32 protein-coding genes are annotated in these 17,670 nt (G+C 39.3%); all 32 read right to left on the bottom strand.

What is annotated here, in order from left to right; all coding sequences use genetic code 11:
* Window positions 1-5: 5 nt before the first annotated feature.
* A complete protein-coding gene (locus EM808_RS26295) occupies window positions 6-803 on the bottom strand; it encodes an energy-coupling factor transporter transmembrane component T family protein (protein ID WP_127742455.1) in 798 nt (265 codons plus the stop codon).
* Window positions 800-1,672 (bottom strand): energy-coupling factor ABC transporter ATP-binding protein, encoded by an 873-nt coding sequence (locus EM808_RS26290; protein ID WP_127742453.1) that lies wholly within the window; start codon window positions 1,670-1,672, stop codon window positions 800-802. Before EM808_RS26290 ends, EM808_RS26295 begins: the two co-directional genes overlap by 4 nt.
* Window positions 1,648-2,487: an energy-coupling factor ABC transporter ATP-binding protein gene (locus tag EM808_RS26285; RefSeq protein ID WP_127742451.1), complete on the bottom strand. Its 840-nt coding sequence runs from the start codon at window positions 2,485-2,487 to the stop codon at window positions 1,648-1,650. Before EM808_RS26285 ends, EM808_RS26290 begins: the two co-directional genes overlap by 25 nt.
* Before the next feature lie 394 nt (window positions 2,488-2,881).
* On the bottom strand, window positions 2,882-3,244 hold the full coding sequence (gene rplQ / locus EM808_RS26280) for a 50S ribosomal protein L17 (protein ID WP_127742449.1): 363 nt from the start codon (window positions 3,242-3,244) through the stop codon (window positions 2,882-2,884).
* A 59-nt stretch (window positions 3,245-3,303) separates the two neighbouring features.
* On the bottom strand, window positions 3,304-4,248 hold the full coding sequence (locus EM808_RS26275) for a DNA-directed RNA polymerase subunit alpha (protein WP_127742484.1): 945 nt from the start codon (window positions 4,246-4,248) through the stop codon (window positions 3,304-3,306).
* Window positions 4,249-4,423: 175 nt separating this feature from the next.
* Window positions 4,424-4,813, bottom strand: coding sequence for a 30S ribosomal protein S11 (gene rpsK, locus EM808_RS26270; RefSeq protein ID WP_009791303.1), 390 nt, complete (start codon window positions 4,811-4,813; stop codon window positions 4,424-4,426).
* A 21-nt stretch (window positions 4,814-4,834) separates the two neighbouring features.
* Window positions 4,835-5,200 (bottom strand): 30S ribosomal protein S13, encoded by a 366-nt coding sequence (gene rpsM / locus EM808_RS26265; RefSeq protein WP_127742447.1) that lies wholly within the window; start codon window positions 5,198-5,200, stop codon window positions 4,835-4,837.
* Between the two features lie 22 nt (window positions 5,201-5,222).
* Entirely contained in the window at window positions 5,223-5,336 is a 114-nt protein-coding gene (gene rpmJ / locus EM808_RS26260) for a 50S ribosomal protein L36 (protein ID WP_000868344.1), read from the bottom strand.
* A 37-nt stretch (window positions 5,337-5,373) separates the two neighbouring features.
* Window positions 5,374-5,592 (bottom strand): translation initiation factor IF-1, encoded by a 219-nt coding sequence (gene infA, locus EM808_RS26255; RefSeq protein ID WP_016204578.1) that lies wholly within the window; start codon window positions 5,590-5,592, stop codon window positions 5,374-5,376.
* A gap of 851 nt (window positions 5,593-6,443) precedes the next feature.
* Window positions 6,444-7,094 (bottom strand): adenylate kinase, encoded by a 651-nt coding sequence (locus EM808_RS26250; RefSeq protein ID WP_127742445.1) that lies wholly within the window; start codon window positions 7,092-7,094, stop codon window positions 6,444-6,446.
* A gap of 66 nt (window positions 7,095-7,160) precedes the next feature.
* On the bottom strand, window positions 7,161-8,456 hold the full coding sequence (gene secY, locus EM808_RS26245) for a preprotein translocase subunit SecY (RefSeq protein WP_127742443.1): 1,296 nt from the start codon (window positions 8,454-8,456) through the stop codon (window positions 7,161-7,163).
* The gene (gene rplO / locus EM808_RS26240) at window positions 8,456-8,896 is read right to left on the bottom strand and encodes a 50S ribosomal protein L15 (protein ID WP_127742435.1); all 441 of its coding nucleotides are present in this window, start codon (window positions 8,894-8,896) and stop codon (window positions 8,456-8,458) included. Before rplO ends, secY begins: the two co-directional genes overlap by 1 nt.
* Before the next feature lie 32 nt (window positions 8,897-8,928).
* On the bottom strand, window positions 8,929-9,111 hold the full coding sequence (gene rpmD / locus EM808_RS26235; protein WP_127742433.1) for a 50S ribosomal protein L30: 183 nt from the start codon (window positions 9,109-9,111) through the stop codon (window positions 8,929-8,931).
* Window positions 9,112-9,124: 13 nt separating this feature from the next.
* The gene (gene rpsE / locus EM808_RS26230; protein ID WP_127742431.1) at window positions 9,125-9,631 is read right to left on the bottom strand and encodes a 30S ribosomal protein S5; all 507 of its coding nucleotides are present in this window, start codon (window positions 9,629-9,631) and stop codon (window positions 9,125-9,127) included.
* Between the two features lie 24 nt (window positions 9,632-9,655).
* Entirely contained in the window at window positions 9,656-10,018 is a 363-nt protein-coding gene (rplR, locus tag EM808_RS26225; protein ID WP_127742429.1) for a 50S ribosomal protein L18, read from the bottom strand.
* A gap of 32 nt (window positions 10,019-10,050) precedes the next feature.
* Window positions 10,051-10,587 (bottom strand): 50S ribosomal protein L6, encoded by a 537-nt coding sequence (gene rplF, locus EM808_RS26220; protein ID WP_127742427.1) that lies wholly within the window; start codon window positions 10,585-10,587, stop codon window positions 10,051-10,053.
* 31 nt (window positions 10,588-10,618) lie between these two features.
* Window positions 10,619-11,017: a 30S ribosomal protein S8 gene (gene rpsH / locus EM808_RS26215; RefSeq protein ID WP_127742425.1), complete on the bottom strand. Its 399-nt coding sequence runs from the start codon at window positions 11,015-11,017 to the stop codon at window positions 10,619-10,621.
* A gap of 29 nt (window positions 11,018-11,046) precedes the next feature.
* Complete coding sequence (gene rpsN / locus EM808_RS26210; RefSeq protein ID WP_009499044.1) at window positions 11,047-11,232, bottom strand: 30S ribosomal protein S14; 186 nt, start codon at window positions 11,230-11,232, stop codon at window positions 11,047-11,049.
* 25 nt (window positions 11,233-11,257) lie between these two features.
* The gene (gene rplE, locus EM808_RS26205; RefSeq protein WP_127742423.1) at window positions 11,258-11,797 is read right to left on the bottom strand and encodes a 50S ribosomal protein L5; all 540 of its coding nucleotides are present in this window, start codon (window positions 11,795-11,797) and stop codon (window positions 11,258-11,260) included.
* Between the two features lie 26 nt (window positions 11,798-11,823).
* Complete coding sequence (gene rplX, locus EM808_RS26200) at window positions 11,824-12,135, bottom strand: 50S ribosomal protein L24 (protein WP_127742421.1); 312 nt, start codon at window positions 12,133-12,135, stop codon at window positions 11,824-11,826.
* Window positions 12,136-12,171: 36 nt separating this feature from the next.
* Window positions 12,172-12,540, bottom strand: coding sequence for a 50S ribosomal protein L14 (gene rplN / locus EM808_RS26195; RefSeq protein WP_016204567.1), 369 nt, complete (start codon window positions 12,538-12,540; stop codon window positions 12,172-12,174).
* 40 nt (window positions 12,541-12,580) lie between these two features.
* Window positions 12,581-12,844 carry a 30S ribosomal protein S17 gene (gene rpsQ / locus EM808_RS26190; RefSeq protein WP_127742419.1) on the bottom strand — a complete coding sequence of 88 codons (264 nt, stop codon included), beginning with the start codon at window positions 12,842-12,844 and terminating at the stop codon, window positions 12,581-12,583.
* A gap of 20 nt (window positions 12,845-12,864) precedes the next feature.
* Entirely contained in the window at window positions 12,865-13,068 is a 204-nt protein-coding gene (gene rpmC, locus EM808_RS26185) for a 50S ribosomal protein L29 (RefSeq protein WP_003351417.1), read from the bottom strand.
* On the bottom strand, window positions 13,058-13,492 hold the full coding sequence (gene rplP, locus EM808_RS26180; protein WP_127742417.1) for a 50S ribosomal protein L16: 435 nt from the start codon (window positions 13,490-13,492) through the stop codon (window positions 13,058-13,060). Before rplP ends, rpmC begins: the two co-directional genes overlap by 11 nt.
* A gap of 2 nt (window positions 13,493-13,494) precedes the next feature.
* Window positions 13,495-14,151 (bottom strand): 30S ribosomal protein S3, encoded by a 657-nt coding sequence (gene rpsC / locus EM808_RS26175; protein WP_127742415.1) that lies wholly within the window; start codon window positions 14,149-14,151, stop codon window positions 13,495-13,497.
* Window positions 14,152-14,154: 3 nt separating this feature from the next.
* Entirely contained in the window at window positions 14,155-14,496 is a 342-nt protein-coding gene (gene rplV / locus EM808_RS26170; RefSeq protein ID WP_127742413.1) for a 50S ribosomal protein L22, read from the bottom strand.
* An 18-nt stretch (window positions 14,497-14,514) separates the two neighbouring features.
* Window positions 14,515-14,793: a 30S ribosomal protein S19 gene (gene rpsS / locus EM808_RS26165; protein ID WP_127742411.1), complete on the bottom strand. Its 279-nt coding sequence runs from the start codon at window positions 14,791-14,793 to the stop codon at window positions 14,515-14,517.
* A 60-nt stretch (window positions 14,794-14,853) separates the two neighbouring features.
* The gene (gene rplB / locus EM808_RS26160) at window positions 14,854-15,684 is read right to left on the bottom strand and encodes a 50S ribosomal protein L2 (RefSeq protein ID WP_127742408.1); all 831 of its coding nucleotides are present in this window, start codon (window positions 15,682-15,684) and stop codon (window positions 14,854-14,856) included.
* Window positions 15,685-15,713: 29 nt separating this feature from the next.
* Complete coding sequence (gene rplW / locus EM808_RS26155) at window positions 15,714-15,998, bottom strand: 50S ribosomal protein L23 (RefSeq protein ID WP_127742406.1); 285 nt, start codon at window positions 15,996-15,998, stop codon at window positions 15,714-15,716.
* The gene (gene rplD / locus EM808_RS26150) at window positions 15,998-16,621 is read right to left on the bottom strand and encodes a 50S ribosomal protein L4 (RefSeq protein WP_127742403.1); all 624 of its coding nucleotides are present in this window, start codon (window positions 16,619-16,621) and stop codon (window positions 15,998-16,000) included. The genes rplW and rplD overlap by 1 nt, the downstream gene beginning before the upstream one ends.
* A gap of 28 nt (window positions 16,622-16,649) precedes the next feature.
* Window positions 16,650-17,276, bottom strand: coding sequence for a 50S ribosomal protein L3 (gene rplC / locus EM808_RS26145; RefSeq protein WP_127742401.1), 627 nt, complete (start codon window positions 17,274-17,276; stop codon window positions 16,650-16,652).
* A 38-nt stretch (window positions 17,277-17,314) separates the two neighbouring features.
* The gene (gene rpsJ / locus EM808_RS26140) at window positions 17,315-17,623 is read right to left on the bottom strand and encodes a 30S ribosomal protein S10 (protein ID WP_009336571.1); all 309 of its coding nucleotides are present in this window, start codon (window positions 17,621-17,623) and stop codon (window positions 17,315-17,317) included.
* Window positions 17,624-17,670 lie beyond the last annotated feature (47 nt).

The following is a 17,670-nucleotide window of genomic DNA, read 5'->3' as shown; positions in this document are numbered from 1 at the left end:
CTCCATTATGATTTAAATACAAGCAGCAAAACTGCTACAAGTACTAATAATACTATCATGATACTATCCGATTGCTTCCAAACTAGCTGACGATATTTCGTTCTGCCCTCTCCACCTTGGTAGCCTCTCGCTTCCATAGCAGTAGCCAGCTCCTCGGCTCTCTTGAAGGCATTGACAAAAAGCGGAATTAACAAAGGTACAATTGCTTTTATTCTGCTTTGAATTGGTCCACTTGAAAATTCCACCCCTCTTGCCATCTGCGCTTTCATTATCTTCTCCGTTTCATCCATGAGTGTTGGGATGAAGCGTAAAGAGATGGACATCATTAAGGCAAGTTCATGGACTGGAAAACGGATTTTCTTCAGAGGTCCCAGCAATGTCTCCAATGCATCTGTCAGTTCAATTGGTGTTGTCGTTAATGTGAGCAAGGAAGTCATGATTATAAGCAGAAAGAAGCGTAGTGAGATGAGTATCCCCATCCTTAGTCCTTCTGAATAAATTTTTATCCAACCGTATTCAAATAATAGGCTGCCGTCTTTAGTAAAAAACAAATGAAGACAGAACGTGAATAATATAAGCCAAAGTATTGGCTTTAATCCTAGATAAATATATTTAAAAGGAACCTTTGACAACATAATCATCAAGCCTACATAAGCAGCAAGTATAAAATAAGTGGCTGCATTGTTGGCCAGGAAAACAATACATATAAATAAAAATACAATTATAAGCTTTGAACGAGGATCCATTCTGTGCAGTAGTGAGTCAATCGGAACAAAACGACCTATTATCATTTTCCCCATCATTGATGATCCTCATTATTCTTTAAGTAATCCGCTAGTTCCATAATAAATGTCTCCATATTTAAATGCACTTTATCAAGTTTAAAGCCAAGCTGTGCTTCTAATTTCCTTTGAAATCTAACTATATCAGGAACATTCAATCCAATTCCCACTAAATCTTCGCTTTCCGAAAATATTTCCTCAGCAGTTCCTTCTCTATAAACTTTCCCTTTATTCATAATGACGATTTTGTCTGCATACAATGCTGCATCCTCCATACTATGTGTAACCAGTATAGTCGTCAGGTTTCGTTCCTTATGCAGTCTATAGAACATTTCCATGATTTCTTTTCGCCCTCTAGGGTCTAGACCTGCAGTTGGCTCATCTAAAACAAGCACCTCAGGCTCCATAGCCAGAACACCGGCAATTGCCACACGTCTCATTTGCCCGCCTGACAGATCGAATGGAGATTTGTTCAAATAGTCTTCAGAAAGACCTACTTCCTTTAAAGCCCGTTTAGCTCTGATTTTTGCCTCTTCCTCTTTTACTCCAAAGTTCATTGGTCCAAAGCAGATATCTTTTTCTACTGTTTCCTCGAATAACTGGCTTTCTGGAAACTGAAAAACAATTCCTACCTTTTGACGAATTGGAGCAAGGTTCTTGTTCTTACGGCCAGATTCTATTAACCTGTCACCTATTGCAACACTTCCACTAGTAGGTGTTAACAAGGCATTTAAATGCTGAAGAATTGTGGATTTTCCAGAGCCTGTATGACCAATGATAGCCATATAAGAACCTGAGGTTATATTTATGTCCACATTCTCAATTGCCAATCTTTCAAACGGAGTATTCTCTTGATAACGATAGGCTACTTTTTGAAGTGAGATGTCCATAGCTCAGTCACCAACTCTTCTTCTGTCAATGTTATTTTGTCTACCTGTATCCCCTGCGCTTCAAGACCGCTTCTGAGTCTTATGGCAAATGGGATATCAAGTCCTATTTCAATTAATTCCTTCTCTAGCTGGAATATTTCAGAGGGCTTACCCTCCTGATAAACCTTCCCTTTATTCATGATGATAATCCGGTCTGCTCTTGCTGCTTCATCAAGGTCATGGGTGATAGAGATTACAGTCATATTTTCCTGCTTCAGCTCTTTTATTAATTCAAGCACTTCCTGTCTCCCCTGAGGATCAAGCATAGACGTCGCTTCATCAAGAACAATAATGCTTGGTTTCAAAGCAATAACACCGGCAATTGCTACCCGTTGTTTTTGTCCACCTGATAGATGGTGCGGCTCTTGATCAAGAAAAGATAGCATATTTACTTTTTCTAAAGCAGCTTCCACCCGTTTATGCATTTCCTCCCTAGGAATAGCATTGTTTTCTAACCCAAAAGCCACATCATCTTTAACTGTTGTCCCTACAAACTGATTATCAGGGTTTTGAAAAACCATACCTACTCTTTTTCTCGCATCCCAAACTGTTTCTTCTGATATGACTATGTCTCCAATACGGATAGATCCTTCTTTGGTGAAATACAACCCGTTTAATAGCTTAGCAAGTGTTGATTTTCCTGAACCATTATGACCGACGATAGCTACCCATTCTCCCTCCTTTATTTGGAAGGAAACGTTATCCAGTGCTTTTGTCTGCTGATCTTCATACATAAAGGATAAGGAGTCAACTGATACCAAAACTTTATGGTCCATATAATACCCCACTCATTTTTCTTTTGCCAAAAAGAAAACTCGCCTTACGGGCGAGCTTTGAATTGGTTCTACATAAGATATAAATTTGAAGTAAATACCTATGTCCCTGAATACAGGAAATTCATATGTTGTAAATGAATCTTATGATATTCCTATTCTCGCACCCTGAATGCTTCTTTTAAAAACGAAAAAAGCCCGCACCTCCAATTCGACTTGAATTGCAGAGGTGCTAGAGCTAGACGAGACATTTGTTCTTTATTCTTTCCTAATGCTCATCGTAACACTCTGTTTTGGCTTGATAGCATATAGAATGAGACTACTAAAGAAAAAGGGTACTTGAACAAGTTTCATAGCAATATAAACTGTCCGGCACCCTATGTTCCTTAAATCTCTATTATACTAACTCGATAATTACCATTGGTGCACCGTCTCCGCGACGAGGTCCCATTTTCATGATACGTGTGTATCCACCTTGACGTTCAGTGTAACGAGCAGCGATGTCGCTGAACAATTTTTGAACAGCATCTTGGTTTTCTTCAACGTTAGCAACTTCATTACGTACGTAAGCAGCAGCTTGACGACGTGCATGAAGATCTCCACGTTTACCAAGTGTAATCATTTTTTCTACAACAGAACGAAGTTCTTTTGCACGAGCTTCAGTTGTTTCAATGCGCTCGTTGATGATTAAGTCTGTTGTTAAGTCACGTAACATAGCTTTACGCTGTGCGCTAGTGCGTCCTAACTTTCTGTAACCCATGTGTGATTCCCTCCTTTTGTTGTTATTCAAGCAGCTGGGCAATCAAAAACGGCTGTTTATCAGTCGTCTTTTCTTAGGCCTAAACCTAGTTCTTCCAGTTTATGCTTAACTTCTTCCAGAGATTTTCTACCAAGATTTCGAACTTTCATCATATCTTCTTCTGTCTTATTAGCCAATTCTTGCACTGTGTTAATTCCAGCACGTTTTAAGCAGTTATAAGAACGAACAGATAAATCAAGTTCTTCAATCGTCATCTCAAGAACTTTTTCTTTTTGATCTTCTTCTTTTTCTACCATTATCTCAGCATTTTGTGCTTCATCAGTTAAACCAACGAAGATGTTTAAATGCTCTGTCAAAATCTTTGCACCAAGTGCAATAGCATCTTGAGGACCTGTACTACCGTCAGTCCAAACGTCAAATGTTAGTTTATCATAATTAGTCAATTGACCAACACGAGTATTCTCAACTTGATAATTCACTCTAGAAACTGGAGTAAAGATAGAATCAATTGGAATTACTCCAATAGGCTGATCCTCACGTTTGTTTTGCTCAGCAGGTGTGTAACCACGACCACGCTTTGCAGTTAAACGCATGCGAAGATTTCCGTTGCTGCCCAATGTAGCGATATGAAGATCTGGATTTAAGATCTCTACATCACTATCATGAGTGATGTCCGCTGCAGTGACAACTCCTTCACCTTGCATATCAATCTCTAAAGTTTTTTCATCATCAGAGTAGATTTTAAGTGCCAGTTTTTTGATGTTCAATATGATAGATGTTACATCTTCCACGACGCCTTCAATTGTTGAGAACTCATGAAGTACCCCATCAATTTGAATGGATGTGATAGCGGCACCAGGAAGTGAGGATAATAGAATACGACGTAAGGAGTTACCCAAAGTAGTACCATATCCACGCTCAAGTGGCTCTACGACGAATTTGCCGTATTTGGCATCATCGTTGATCTCAACCGTTTCGATTTTTGGTTTTTCTATTTCGATCATCAAAATATACCCTCCTTCAAAACGTCGAAACCCCGGCTAGATTAATAACCGAAATTCCCCATGTTTACGTTCCCGCTTTGTGCACAACAACTGGGTTAATAATTCTGTACGGGCTTTTAAAAAGTTTTAATCAAATCCCAGTATAGACAAGGATAAATGATTTTATACAGAAAAATTAAACGCGGCGACGTTTAGGTGGTCGGCAGCCATTATGAGGAACTGGAGTTACGTCTCTGATAGCAGTAACTTCAAGGCCTGCAGCTTGAAGAGCACGGATTGCAGCTTCACGACCAGCACCTGGTCCTTTTACAGTTACTTCAAGAGTTTTCATGCCATGTTCCATTGATGTTTTAGCAGCAGTTTCAGCAGCCATTTGAGCAGCGAAAGGAGTAGATTTACGAGAACCTCTAAATCCTAGAGCTCCTGCACTTGACCAAGAAAGAGCATTACCATGTACATCAGTGATTGTTACGATTGTGTTATTGAATGTTGAACGAATGTGTGCAATACCAGATTCGATATTCTTTTTCACACGACGTTTACGAGTATTCGTTTTACGTGCCATTTAAAGTACCTCCTTTACGGATTATTTTTTCTTGTTAGCTACAGTCTTACGAGGACCTTTGCGTGTACGAGCGTTGTTTTTCGTGTTTTGTCCGCGAACTGGAAGACCACGGCGGTGACGAAGACCACGGTAGCAACCGATCTCCATTAGACGTTTAATGTTAAGTGAAACTTCACGACGAAGGTCACCTTCAACTTTTAATTTGTCAATGATATCACGGATTTTGTTAAGTTCATCTTCCGTTAAGTCACGAACACGAGTATCTTCAGAAACACCAGCTTCTGCTAATACTTTTTGTGCAGTAATTTTTCCGATACCAAAAATGTATGTTAAAGATATTACTACGCGTTTTTCACGTGGAATATCCACACCAGCAATACGTGCCATCTATATGCGCACCTCCTTATAATTAACCTTGTTTTTGTTTATGTTTAGGGTTTTCACAGATAACCATAACTTTCCCACGTCTGCGGATAACTTTGCATTTTTCGCAGATAGGTTTAACAGATGGTCTAACTTTCATTATCCTAACCTCCTTGATAGTACGGAGTGCAATCAGATTATTTAAAGCGGTAAGTAATTCTTCCGCGAGTCAAGTCATATGGAGATAACTCAACCGTTACTTTATCACCAGGTAAAATACGAATAAAATGCATGCGGATTTTACCAGAAACGTGAGCCAATACAGTATGACCATTTTCTAATTCTACCTTAAACATGGCGTTCGGCAAAGTTTCAGTGATTGTGCCTTCAATTTCGATTACATCGTCTTTAGCCATCGAATAAATTCTCCCTTCATTTTAAAATGCGAAATACTTAAAACTAACTATAGCAAAGTGTAGTTCATCTCTTCTGTAACACGATCGGTGTACATCAACTACTCTGAACTGCTCTATAATATACTAATTTGTCATATAACTGCAACTAATAGATTATAACATAATGTTACACCCACGTCGCTATTAATAACAAATTAATAATAAAAATTATAAACTTCCATCAGAATCGACCAATGTGACCACCAACACAGCTAATATTCGTTTATATGAACTGTTATAAAGCTATATAATATGAAATATTTCTCGCAAACAGTACGATAGAAACAAATAGCCAGTGCTAACTGCAGCCGTTTCATCGCTTATCGTAATTTCCGCAAAAAAATAAAGTCAAAGCTTCTTCAAGAGTCTAACCGTATTCTTTGCATCACATACACAATTGCTTGATGAAATGCCGTTAAGATCTTCGCATTCCGATATTAAAGAGGAATTACCGATAGCGCACACCTGGTCCAATACCTTATGTCCATAATAGAAAGAATAATAGTTACCTTCTTCACTACTAGATAAAAAAGCAATTCAAGCGGAGCTACCATGAAATCCAAAATACTCTGCACCAATTATCTTAAATTGATTATTCTTCTAACTCACATAAACATGACAAAGTTCATATTTATGCTTTACTTGTTACAGATATAACCATAGGAATTATTATACCTTTTGAAAAAAGGAAATGCATCATGTTTAGGAATAAACTCCTTAGCCATTTCATCCCAATTCTTCTATTTGATTCTCTGATTTTAGTCCATGCTAGAACAGATTAGTCTAAGCAAAAGTGTTTTATGAATTAAGGATTACTTTAAAGTACTTAGTAATTCATCCAAATCTGAAAATACTTTCGAAATATCTTGTTGGCCATTGATGTTTTTCAGATAGCCTTTTGACTCATAAAAATCAAGTAATGGTTGAGATTGTTTGATGTTAACATCCAAACGGTTTTTAACAGTAGCTTCGTTATCATCTGCACGTTGATATAACTCTCCGCCACAGCGATCACATGTTTCTGAATTAGCCGGCGGGTTGAACACTAAATGATAAGTGGCCCCACAGCTTTTACAGATACGGCGTCCTGTTAGTCTTTCCATTAATATTTCTTGATCAACTTGAACATTGATCACATAATCAAGTTTTTTTACTAAATCAGACAAAATGGATTCTAAAGCTTCAGCTTGTGGAACAGTACGAGGGAATCCGTCTAGAAGAAAACCCTTTTCACAGTCATCCTTACTAAGTCTTTCGCGAACAATACCAATTGTAACTTCATCTGGTACTAATTCACCTTTATCCATAAATGATTTTGCTTTTAGTCCAAGCTCTGTCTCATCTTTCATTGCAGCACGAAACATATCACCAGTTGAGATATGAGGGATGCCATATTTCTCGACAATCTTCTCGGCTTGTGTACCTTTGCCTGCGCCAGGGAGCCCCATTAAGACTAAATTCATGCGTATTCCCCCCTAAATAAAGTCTTGCACATATAATTCAAGGGACAAGCAGTCCCCTAAATTAATTTATTTAATAAATCCTTTATAGTGACGTTTAACTAGCTGTGATTCAAGCTGTTTCATTGTTTCCAGTGCAACACCGACAACGATGAGTAAACTAGTTCCCCCAATTTGAGCAGATTGCGGCAAGCCCGCAATATTGATAAAGAAAACTGGAAGAATAGCTATAACAGCTAAGAATAATGCTCCAACTAATGTTAAACGGTAAAGAACACGAGTCAAGTATTCTTGCGTACTCTTTCCTGGTCTAATACCTGGAATGTATCCACCTTGCTTCTTCAAGTTCTCAGAAACTTGTTCTGGGTTAACTTGAATGAAAGCATAGAAATAAGTGAAAGCAAGAATTAATACTGTATAGATAACCATTCCAATAGGATGCGTATAGTCGAATACTTTTTGTATCCATGTTGTAACAGCATTTTGTTCAAAGAATGATGCGATCGTTCTTGGTGTTACCAGGAATGAAACCGCAAAGATAACTGGGATAACCCCAGCGGAATTCACTTTAAGTGGAAGATGTGTAGATTGTCCTCCAACAGAGCTGTTTCCATTCGTCATTCTTTTCGCATATTGGATTGGAATCTTTCTAAGTGCTTGCTGGATGAAGATTACTCCTACAACAAGTGCTATCACTGCAACTACGATTAGAAGCACTGTAGCGATGCGCAAGAATAACTGATCACCAGGATTTTCAAACTGTTGTGCGTATATTTGGTTTGCTATTGATGGAATACCAGCAGCAATCCCAGCAAAGATGATAATGGAAATACCATTACCTACACCTTTTGATGTAATTAGTTCACCTAACCACATTAAGAAGGCAGTTCCAGCTGTTAACACAACAGAGATTACTAAGTAGGAACCAATCCCAGGATTAGTAATCAGAGCACCACCAGCTAGGTTGTTAAACCCATATGACATTCCAAACCCCTGAATGAAGCCTAAGACGATAGTGAAGTATCTCGTAAATTGAGTCAATTTACGTCGACCAGCATCACCTTGTTTAGACCATTCAGTGAACTTAGGAACAACATCCATCTGCAGCAAGCTGACAATGATAGATGCAGTAATATATGGCATAATCCCCATAGCGAGTATTGAAAAGTTTTTCAGTGCCCCACCACCGAATGTGTTTAATATTCCGAAGGCACTAAAAGCATCCTGTGCTTGTAAATAATCTGCATTAACATAAGGTACCGGTATGAAAGTACCGATACGGAATATAATCAACATTAATAGGGTGAATATGATTTTACGTCTTATTTCACCCACACGCATAAAATTGGAGATTGTCTGAAACATTAGATCACCTCTGTTTGACCGCCGGCAGCTTCAATAGCTTCCTTTGCAGCAGAGGAGAATTTATGTGCTTTAACAGTAAGCTTTTTCTCTACTTTGCCTTTTGCAAGAATCTTAATTCCTGCTCTTTCGTTGCTCACAACACCAGTTTCGATAAGAAGTTCTGGAGTTACTTCCGTTCCATCTTCGAAGCGGTTTAGAGCGTCAAGGTTTACAATTGCATATTCTTTACGGTTGATGTTTGTAAAACCACGTTTTGGTAAACGACGGAATAAAGGAGTTTGACCACCTTCGAATCCTGGTCTTACACCCCCACCAGAACGTGCATTTTGACCTTTATGACCTTTACCAGCAGTCTTACCAGTACCAGAACCGATACCACGACCTAAACGCTTGCGTTCTTTACGAGAACCTTCTGCAGGTTTTAATTCATGAAGTTTCATATTGGCACCTCCTTATTGAAGAAGAATGATTTTTAGTTTTCTTTAACAGATACTAAATGTGATACTTTAGTGATCATACCGCGGATAGCAGCATTATCATTTTGTTCTACTGTTTGGTTTACTTTACGTAAACCTAACGCTTTAACTGTTTCGCGTTGGTCTTGAGGACGACCAATTACGCTTTTAGTGAGGGTAATTTCCAGTTTGTTTGCCATCTAATTTCCCTCCTTATCCTAACAGTTCTTCTACTGATTTACCACGTAACTTCGCTACGTCTTCAGCACGTTTTAATTGTTTTAAACCGTCTAAAGTTGCACGAACCATGTTAATTGGTGTGTTTGTACCTAAAGATTTAGATAGGATATCAGCAACACCAGCTAACTCAAGCACTGCACGCACTGGACCACCAGCGATAACTCCAGTACCTTCAGAAGCAGGTTTTAGCAAGATTTCACCAGCACCGAAGTGTCCGATAATTTCGTGTGGAATTGTTGTACCAACCATAGGTACTGCCACAAGATTTTTCTTCGCATCTTCAACTGCTTTACGGATTGCATCTGGTACCTCTTGAGCTTTACCAGTACCAAAACCAACATTGCCATTTTTATCTCCAACAACTACAAGTGCAGAGAAACGGAAACGACGTCCACCTTTAACAACTTTCGCTACACGGTTGATAGTTACAACGCGTTCTTCAAGTTCAAGTTTGTTTGGATCAATACTACGACTACGCATCTATTTTTGTCCCTCCTTTGACTATTAAAATTCTAAGCCGTTCTCACGAGCAGCATCAGCTAAAGCTTTTACGCGACCATGATATAAATATCCACCGCGGTCAAAAACAACTGATTTAACGCCTTTTTCTACAGCACGTTTTGCAACTGCTTCACCGATCTTAACAGCAGCATCAACATTACTTGCAGATTCTAAGTTAAGCTCTTTATCTAAAGTAGAAGCACTAGCGATTGTTACACCATTAACATCATCAATAAGTTGAGCGTAAATGTGTTTGTTTGAACGGAACACATTTAGACGAGGACGAGCTTGAGTACCGCTTAATTTAGAACGCACACGTGCGTGTCTTTTTTTACGGGTTACATTCTTGTCAGCCTTCGTAATCATTCAGGTCACTCCTTTCGTTTGCCTATCTGGCATTACTTACCTGTTTTACCTTCTTTTCTACGTACGAATTCGCCTTCATAACGAATACCTTTACCTTTGTAAGGCTCTGGTGGACGAACGTCACGGATGTTAGCAGCAAGTGCTCCAACGCGCTCTTTGCTAGATCCTTTTACAATAACTTTAGTTGCAGAAGGAACTTCGATTTCAAGTCCTACTTCTGGTTCGATCTCAACTGGATGAGAGTAACCTACGTTAAGAACAAGTTTGTTTCCTTGTTTTTGCGCACGGTAACCTACACCGATAAGTTCAAGACCTCTTTCAAAACCTTTAGAAACACCTTCCACCATGTTAGCTAACAAAGCGCGAGTTGTTCCGTGCAATGCACGATGTTCCTTCGCATCTGAAGGACGAGTCACGTTAATTACGTTCTCTTCAACGTTGATTGCGATATCAGAGTTAAAAGTACGAGTTAATTCGCCTTTAGGACCTTTAACCGTTACAGTACTGTTATCAATAGTAACTGTAACGCCTGCTGGTACTTCGACTGGTTTTTTACCTACACGAGACATTTAGTTGCACCTCCATTCATTTAAACCTTTATTACCAAACGTATGCTAAAACTTCTCCGCCAACTTGTTTAGCGCGAGCTTCTTTATCAGTAATTACTCCTTGAGAAGTAGAAACTAGTGCGATTCCAAGACCGTTTAGTACACGTGGAACCTCAGTTGCTTTCGCATATACACGAAGACCAGGTTTACTAATACGTTTAAGTCCAGTAATTACACGCTCATTGCTAGAACCGTATTTAAGGAAAATGCGGATGATTCCTTGTTTGTTATCTTCAATATATTCAACATCACGGATGAAACCTTCACGCTTAAGAATTTCAGCGATTTCTTTTTTCACATTAGAAGCAGGAACCTCTAATTTTTCGTGACGTACCATATTCGCATTACGGATTCTTGTAAGCAAATCTGCAATTGGATCTGTCATAACCATTGTATTAACCTCCTTCCCATAATGGGGTTTTACCAGCTAGCTTTTTTCACACCAGGAATTTGTCCCTTATATGCTAATTCACGGAAACAAATACGGCAAAGCTTAAATTTACGGTACACAGAATGTGGACGACCACAACGTTCGCAGCGTGTATATTCTTGTACTTTATATTTAGGCGTGCGCTTTTGTTTCGCAATCATTGACTTTTTAGCCACATTTACGCCTCCCTCTAATTAAGGATTACTTTTGGAACGGCATTCCAAATTGAGTTAATAATTCACGAGCTTCTTCATCAGTGTTAGCTGTTGTAACAATAACAATATCCATACCTCTAACTTTGTTTACTTTATCGTAATCAACTTCAGGGAAGATCAATTGTTCTTTAACACCTAGAGTGTAGTTACCACGGCCGTCAAAAGATTTCTTAGAAATACCGCGGAAGTCACGAACACGTGGTAGAGAAACAGATACTAGTTTATCAAAAAACTCATACATGCGTTCTCCACGAAGTGTAACTTTCGCTCCGATTGGCATACCTTCACGTAGACGGAAGCCTGCGATAGATTTTTTTGCACGAGTAACAACTGGTTTTTGACCAGAAATTACTGTCAATTCTTCAACTGCAATGTCCAATGCTTTTGCGTTAGCAACTGCTTCACCAACACCCATGTTGATAACAATCTTCTCAAGCTTTGGAACTTGCATTACAGATTTATAATTGAACTTGCTCATAAGAGCAGGTACAGTTTCTTTTGTGTACTTTTCTTTTAGGCGGTTCATCCATAGTACCTCCCTTCTTTTTTAAACTATTTATCTAGAATTTCACCGGATTTTTTCGCTACGCGTACTTTTTTACCGTCAACAGATGTTGAACCTACACGAGTAGGTGTACCTGTTTTAGGATCGATTAGCATAACGTTGGATACATGAATAGCTGCTTCCTGGTCATTGATTCCACCTTGTGGATTCAACTGGGATGGCTTATTGTGTTTCTTAACAATGTTGATTCCTTCAACTAGCACACGGCTTTTTTTAGGGAATGCTGCAAGAACAACACCAGTTTTGCCTTTATCCTTACCAGAGATGACCATTACTTTGTCACCTTTTTTAACATGCATCTTTCGCACCTCCTTAAAGGCAATTGTATTTATGATTTATAGTACTTCTGGAGCTAATGATACAATCTTCATGAAGTTGTTATCGCGTAATTCGCGAGCAACTGGTCCAAAGATACGAGTTCCACGTGGACTCTTATCATCACGGATAATTACACATGCGTTTTCATCGAAACGAATGTAAGTACCGTCTGCGCGGCGTACACCACTCTTAGTTCTTACTACTACTGCTTTTACTACGTCACCTTTTTTAACAACGCCACCTGGTGTTGCTTGTTTCACAGTAACAACGATAATATCACCGATATTTGCAGTTTTGCGGCCAGAGCCACCAAGAACTTTAATAGTTAGTACTTCACGAGCACCAGAGTTGTCAGCAACTTTCAAACGTGATTCTTGTTGAATCATGTGTGTAACCTCCCTTCGGGATGAAGCTTATTCCGAACAATTATATAATAACTGCTTTTTCTACTACTTCTACAAGACGGAAACGTTTTGTAGCTGATAATGGACGTGTTTCCATAATACGTACAACATCGCCAATTTTAGCTGTATTTTGCTCATCGTGAGCTTTATACTTTTTAGAGTATTTCACGCGTTTGCCATATAATGGGTGCTTTTTGTAAGTTTCTACTACAACAGAAATGGTTTTATCCATTTTGTCAGAAACAACACGGCCAGTATAGACTTTGCGTTGATTGCGTTCGCTCATCTTACGAACCTCCTCTCACGTTATCGATTATTGACGCCGATTTCTCTTTCACGAATAACTGTTTTCATGCGAGCAATCGCTTTGCGCACTTCACGAATACGAGCTGTATTTTCAAGTTGTCCTGTCGCTAATTGAAAGCGAAGGTTGAAAAGCTCTTCTTTTAAAGATTTAACTTTTTGTTCAATTTCTGCAGTGGTAAGGTCACGAATTTCATTAGCTTTCATTAGTTTCACCACCAATTTCTTCACGTTTTACAAACTTACATTTAACTGGAAGTTTGTGTGATGCAAGGCGAAGTGCCTCACGAGCGATCTCTTCAGAAACACCAGCAATTTCGAACATAATTTTTCCAGGCTTAACAACTGCTACCCAACCTTCTGGAGCACCCTTACCGGAACCCATGCGGACTTCTAGAGGCTTTGCAGTGTAAGGCTTATGAGGGAAAATTTTGATCCAAACTTTACCGCCACGTTTCATGTAACGAGTCATCGCGATACGAGCAGATTCAATTTGACGGTTAGTAATCCAAGATGCTTCTAAAGATTGCAAACCATATTCACCGAAAGTTACTTCTGTGCCGCCTTTTGCTTGACCGCGCATTTTTCCACGGTGTACACGACGGTATTTAACACGTTTAGGTAGTAACATTATTATTTGCCTCCTTCCTCAGTTTTCTTCTTCGTTGGAAGGATCTCTCCACGATAGATCCAAACTTTAACGCCTAATTTACCATAAGTAGTATCTGCTTCAGCTGTAGCATAATCGATGTCAGCACGTAGAGTGTGCAAAGGAACAGTTCCTTCACTATATGACTCAGAACGAGCGATATCTGCACCACCAAGACGACCTGATACCATTGTTTTAATACCTTTAGCACCCGCACGCATTGAACGTTGGATAGCTTGTTTTTGAGCACGACGGAAAGATACACGGTTTTCTAATTGACGAGCAATGTTCTCAGCAACAAGTTTTGCATCCATGTCCGCTCTTTTAATTTCAAGAATATTGATGTGTACACGTTTACCAGTAAGTGAGTTAAGAGCTTTACGTAAAGCTTCAACTTCTGTACCACCTTTACCAATAACCATTCCTGGTTTAGCAGTGTGAACAGTAACATTCAAACGATTAGCAGCACGTTCGATTTCAACTTTAGAAACAGAAGCGTCATTTAAACGTTTTGTAATGTATTCACGTACTTTAAGGTCTTCGTGTAAAAGATCAGCATAGTCTTTGCCTGCGTACCATTTAGATTCCCAATCACGGATGATCCCGACACGCAAACCGACTGGATTTACTTTTTGACCCACTGATTACCCCTCCTTCTTTTCTGATACAACGATAGTGATGTGGCTAGTACGTTTATTGATCTGACTTGCACGACCCATAGCACGTGGACGGAAACGTTTAAGTGTTGGTCCTTCGTTAACGTATGCTTGTTCAACCACTAAGTTATTGATATCCATTTCGTAGTTATGCTCTGCATTTGCAATAGCAGATTTAAGAACTTTTTCTACGATAGGTGAAGCAGCTTTTGGAGTTAACTTCAAAATTGCTACCGCTTCGCCTACTTGCTTACCTCGAATTAAATCTACGACTAAACGAGCTTTACGAGGAGCAATACGAACTGTATTTGCAACAGCTTTAGCTTGCATATGAATGCCCTCCTCTCATTAACGTCTTGTTTTCTTATCGTCACTTGCATGACCTTTGTAAGTACGGGATGGAGCGAATTCTCCAAGTTTGTGACCTACCATGTCTTCAGTAATGTAGACAGGTACATGCTTACGACCATCATAAACTGCGATTGTTTGACCGATGAATTGTGGGAAGATAGTAGAACGACGAGACCAAGTTTTGATAACTTGTTTCTTATCAGACTCACTTAATTTTTCGATCTTTGATAGTAAATGATCATCAACAAAAGGTCCTTTTTTTAAGCTGCGACCCATGAGTGAACCTCCCTTCGTGATTGTTCTACGGTTCTAATTATGAACCGTAGTTCAACCCCGTTATTTTTTACGGCTACGTACGATAAATTTATCTGATTTGTTTTTCTTCTTGCGAGTTTTAGCACCAAGAGTTGGTTTACCCCAAGGAGACATTGGTGATTTACGTCCGATTGGAGCGCGTCCTTCACCACCACCGTGTGGATGGTCGTTAGGGTTCATTACAGAACCACGAACTGTTGGGCGTTTGCCTAACCAGCGAGAGCGTCCTGCTTTACCAATCTTAATTAATTCGTGTTGCTCGTTACCTACTTGACCGATTGAAGCGCGGCATGTAGCAAGAACTAAACGAACTTCACCAGAATTTAAACGTACAAGTACGTATTTACCTTCTTTACCAAGAACTTGTGCAGAAGTACCTGCAGAACGAACCAATTGTCCGCCTTTACCTGGTTTTAATTCGATGTTGTGGATAACAGTACCCACTGGAATGTTAACTAATGGTAGTGCATTACCTGGCTTGATATCAGCCTCAGGTCCTGACATTACTTCTAAGCCAACTTCTAGATTTTTTGGTGCAAGAATGTAGCGTTTTTCTCCGTCTACATAGTTGATTAACGCGATGTTAGCAGATCTGTTTGGATCATACTCAATTGTAGCAACGCGTCCTGGAATGCCATCTTTATCGCGTTTGAAATCGATGATACGATATTGACGCTTATGACCTCCACCTTGATGACGAACAGTTAACTTACCTTGGTTATTACGGCCGCCTTTTCTGTGTAAAGGAGCAAGCAATGATTTTTCTGGAGTACTTGTAGTGATTTCACTAAAGTCAGAAGACGTCATGTTGCGTCGACCATTAGAGGTAGGTTTGTATTTTTTAATCGCCATTTGTGTTCCCTCCTCTTCTCAGTTATATATTAAGCTTCGAAAAATTCGATTTCTTTGCTGTTAGCTGTTAATTTAACAATTGCCTTACGACGTTTGTTAGTGTAGCCTCCGAAACGGCCCATACGCTTGAACTTACCTTTGTAGTTCATGATGTTAACTTTCTCAACTTCAACGCCGAAAATTTCTTCTACAGCATCTTTAACTTGAGTTTTATTAGCTCTAACATCAACTTCAAACGTATATTTTTTCTCAGCCATTAAGTCAGTAGAACGTTCTGTGATAACGGGGCGCTTAATAGTATCGCGTGCATCCATTATGCAAGCACCTCCTCTACTTTTTCAACTGCTGCTTTCGTCATGATTAATTTATCATGATTTAATACATCTAATACTGTAACATCAGAAGCAGATACAACAGTGATTCCAGGGATGTTACGAGCAGATAATGCTACGTTTTCATCTAGGTCAGCTGTAACGATAAGTGCTTTCTTCTCTACAGATAGATTACCTAAAACAGTTTTGAATTCTTTAGTTTTTGGTGCATCGAAAGCTAGGCTTTGCAATACTAAGATGCTTTCTTCTAATACTTTAGTAGAAAGTGCAGATTTGATTGCAAGTCTACGTACCTTTTTAGGTAATTTGTAGCTATAGCTACGTGGAACTGGTCCAAACACTGTTCCACCACCACGCCATTGTGGAGATCTGATAGAACCTTGACGTGCACGTCCTGTACCTTTTTGGCGCCATGGCTTACGGCCACCACCAGCAACCTCAGAACGAATTTTAGTTTTATGTGTACCTTGACGTAAAGAAGCTCTTTGCATAACAACTGCTTCAAATAGAACGCTGTTGTTAGGCTCGATACCGAATACAGAATCCTTTAATTCGATATCTCCAGCTTGAGTACCGTCTTGGTTGAATAATGCAACTTTAGGCATTCTTGTTTCCTCCTTTCCGGTTTACTAATTATGCTTTAACCGCACTTTTTACTTTTAGTAGAGCTTTTTTAGCTCCAGGAACATTACCTTTGATCAAAAGAAGGTTACGCTCAACATCCACCTTAACGATTTCAAGGTTTTGAACAGTTACTTGCTCTCCGCCCATACGTCCTGGTAATGCTTTACCTTTGAATACACGGTTTGGAGCTACTGGGCCCATTGAACCTGGACGACGGTGGTAGCGAGAACCGTGAGACATTGGTCCGCGAGATTGTCCGTGGCGTTTGATTGAGCCTTGGAAACCTTTACCTTTAGATATTCCTGTTACATCTACGATGTCGCCTTCAGCGAAAACATCAACTTTGACTTCTTGACCAACTTCGTACTCTGCTAAGCTAACTTCTCGCAATTCACGAACGAAGCGCTTAGGAGCAGTGTTTGCTTTAGCAACGTGTCCTTTTTCAGGTTTGTTAGACAACTTTTCACGTTTATCTTCGAAACCGATTTGAACAGCTTCATAGCCGTCAGTTTCAATAGATTTCTTTTGAAGTACAACGTTTTGAGCAGCTTCAACTACTGTTACCGGGATAAGATCGCCGTTTTCAGCAAAAACTTGAGTCATACCAATTTTTCTTCCTAAGATTCCTTTGGTCATTTCAGTCACACCTCCTGGTAGTTATATATTTATTTAAATTATAATTTGATTTCGATATCTACACCTGATGGTAAATCCAAACGCATTAATGAATCTACAGTTTGTGGTGTTGGGTTAACGATGTCGATTAGACGTTTATGCGTACGCATTTCAAATTGTTCACGAGAATCTTTATATTTATGAACCGCACGTAGGATTGTGTAGATAGACTTTTCAGTTGGTAACGGAATAGGTCCAGATACAGCAGCACCAGAGCGTTTTGCAGTTTCAACAATTTTCTCAGCAGATTGATCAAGAATTCTATGATCATACGCTTTTAAACGAATACGAATTTTTTGTTTTGCCATTATTTTCCCTCCTTTTCGCCTATTTTAGAATAGACAGTTCTCCGCAA

This window comes from Niallia taxi (assembly GCF_004005475.1).
GTDB lineage: Bacteria > Bacillota > Bacilli > Bacillales > Cytobacillaceae > Niallia > Niallia taxi.
The sequence above is the reverse complement of the archived record's forward strand: the minus strand, read 5'-3'. Positions and strand labels throughout refer to the sequence as shown.

Bases quoted from the DNA above. Each gene is read 5' to 3' on its own strand.
- EM808_RS26295 (WP_127742455.1), bottom strand. From the start codon at position 803: ATGATGGGGAAAATGATAATAGGTCGTTTTGTTCCGATTGACTCACTA.
- EM808_RS26290 (WP_127742453.1), bottom strand. From the start codon at position 1,672: ATGGACATCTCACTTCAAAAAGTAGCCTATCGTTATCAAGAGAATACT.
- EM808_RS26285 (WP_127742451.1), bottom strand. From the start codon at position 2,487: ATGGACCATAAAGTTTTGGTATCAGTTGACTCCTTATCCTTTATGTAT.
- rplQ (WP_127742449.1), bottom strand. From the start codon at position 3,244: ATGGGTTACAGAAAGTTAGGACGCACTAGCGCACAGCGTAAAGCTATG.
- EM808_RS26275 (WP_127742484.1), bottom strand. From the start codon at position 4,248: ATGATCGAAATAGAAAAACCAAAAATCGAAACGGTTGAGATCAACGAT.
- rpsK (WP_009791303.1), bottom strand. From the start codon at position 4,813: ATGGCACGTAAAACGAATACTCGTAAACGTCGTGTGAAAAAGAATATC.
- rpsM (WP_127742447.1), bottom strand. From the start codon at position 5,200: ATGGCACGTATTGCTGGTGTGGATATTCCACGTGAAAAACGCGTAGTA.
- rpmJ (WP_000868344.1), bottom strand. From the start codon at position 5,336: ATGAAAGTTAGACCATCTGTTAAACCTATCTGCGAAAAATGCAAAGTT.
- infA (WP_016204578.1), bottom strand. From the start codon at position 5,592: ATGGCTAAAGACGATGTAATCGAAATTGAAGGCACAATCACTGAAACT.
- EM808_RS26250 (WP_127742445.1), bottom strand. From the start codon at position 7,094: ATGAATTTAGTCTTAATGGGGCTCCCTGGCGCAGGCAAAGGTACACAA.
- secY (WP_127742443.1), bottom strand. From the start codon at position 8,456: ATGTTTCAGACAATCTCCAATTTTATGCGTGTGGGTGAAATAAGACGT.
- rplO (WP_127742435.1), bottom strand. From the start codon at position 8,896: ATGAAACTTCATGAATTAAAACCTGCAGAAGGTTCTCGTAAAGAACGC.
- rpmD (WP_127742433.1), bottom strand. From the start codon at position 9,111: ATGGCAAACAAACTGGAAATTACCCTCACTAAAAGCGTAATTGGTCGT.
- rpsE (WP_127742431.1), bottom strand. From the start codon at position 9,631: ATGCGTAGTCGTAGTATTGATCCAAACAAACTTGAACTTGAAGAACGC.
- rplR (WP_127742429.1), bottom strand. From the start codon at position 10,018: ATGATTACGAAGGCTGACAAGAATGTAACCCGTAAAAAAAGACACGCA.
- rplF (WP_127742427.1), bottom strand. From the start codon at position 10,587: ATGTCTCGTGTAGGTAAAAAACCAGTCGAAGTACCAGCAGGCGTTACA.
- rpsH (WP_127742425.1), bottom strand. From the start codon at position 11,017: ATGGTTATGACAGATCCAATTGCAGATTTGCTTACAAGAATCCGTAAT.
- rplE (WP_127742423.1), bottom strand. From the start codon at position 11,797: ATGAACCGCCTAAAAGAAAAGTACACAAAAGAAACTGTACCTGCTCTT.
- rplX (WP_127742421.1), bottom strand. From the start codon at position 12,135: ATGCATGTTAAAAAAGGTGACAAAGTAATGGTCATCTCTGGTAAGGAT.
- rplN (WP_016204567.1), bottom strand. From the start codon at position 12,540: ATGATTCAACAAGAATCACGTTTGAAAGTTGCTGACAACTCTGGTGCT.
- rpsQ (WP_127742419.1), bottom strand. From the start codon at position 12,844: ATGAGCGAACGCAATCAACGCAAAGTCTATACTGGCCGTGTTGTTTCT.
- rpmC (WP_003351417.1), bottom strand. From the start codon at position 13,068: ATGAAAGCTAATGAAATTCGTGACCTTACCACTGCAGAAATTGAACAA.
- rplP (WP_127742417.1), bottom strand. From the start codon at position 13,492: ATGTTACTACCTAAACGTGTTAAATACCGTCGTGTACACCGTGGAAAA.
- rplV (WP_127742413.1), bottom strand. From the start codon at position 14,496: ATGCAAGCTAAAGCTGTTGCAAATACAGTTCGTATTGCTCCTCGTAAA.
- rpsS (WP_127742411.1), bottom strand. From the start codon at position 14,793: ATGGGTCGCAGCTTAAAAAAAGGACCTTTTGTTGATGATCATTTACTA.
- rplB (WP_127742408.1), bottom strand. From the start codon at position 15,684: ATGGCGATTAAAAAATACAAACCTACCTCTAATGGTCGACGCAACATG.
- rplW (WP_127742406.1), bottom strand. From the start codon at position 15,998: ATGGATGCACGCGATACTATTAAGCGCCCCGTTATCACAGAACGTTCT.
- rplD (WP_127742403.1), bottom strand. From the start codon at position 16,621: ATGCCTAAAGTTGCATTATTCAACCAAGACGGTACTCAAGCTGGAGAT.
- rplC (WP_127742401.1), bottom strand. From the start codon at position 17,276: ATGACCAAAGGAATCTTAGGAAGAAAAATTGGTATGACTCAAGTTTTT.
- rpsJ (WP_009336571.1), bottom strand. From the start codon at position 17,623: ATGGCAAAACAAAAAATTCGTATTCGTTTAAAAGCGTATGATCATAGA.